The 451-nt window shown below is 27.9% G+C and carries 1 protein-coding gene; it reads right to left on the bottom strand.

Features of this window, described 5'->3' with window-relative positions; genetic code table 11:
* The coding region (locus BKN05_RS11940) for a replication initiation factor domain-containing protein (RefSeq protein ID WP_286688733.1) at window positions 1–451 on the bottom strand (451 nt) is incomplete at both ends.

Here is a 451-nt window from a genome sequence, read left to right as displayed (position 1 = left end):
ATTGTTTTTCGTTCACTTTTAAAGTTTGTTTCATCAAATCCGTTAAATCAATTGGAGATATCTCTTTAAAAATCTTTTTAACTTTATATTTAGTATTTCTATTTAATTTTCCCGATTCACTCTCATCAAACAGTAAAGCCATAACTGTATGACGTTCAGAAGTTTTATTAATCATCGTATAATCTGGTTTCAAAATATGTAAATCATTAAAACAATCGTTCCAATAATCAACCATATTTCTTTTAAGTTCAATTTCTACACGCCATAAATGCTTAGACATAACTTCAACATCTGCATTATCTTTACGCTCTTGCTTTTTATTATAAATTCTAATAAATCTATCACTATCTCTTACACCGAAATATTTTGTTTCAGGCTTACCATTACGACCGTAAAAAACAGTTTTCTTAACTGCTTTATCAGTAATTGCATAGTAATCGCTCAAATCATC

The sequence above is a fragment of the Corynebacterium sp. S5S1 genome (genome assembly GCF_001913985.1).
GTDB classification, from domain to species: domain Bacteria; phylum Actinomycetota; class Actinomycetes; order Mycobacteriales; family Mycobacteriaceae; genus Corynebacterium; species Corynebacterium marquesiae.
Note: the sequence above shows the minus strand (reverse complement) of the source record. Positions and strands in the feature narration are given on the sequence as shown.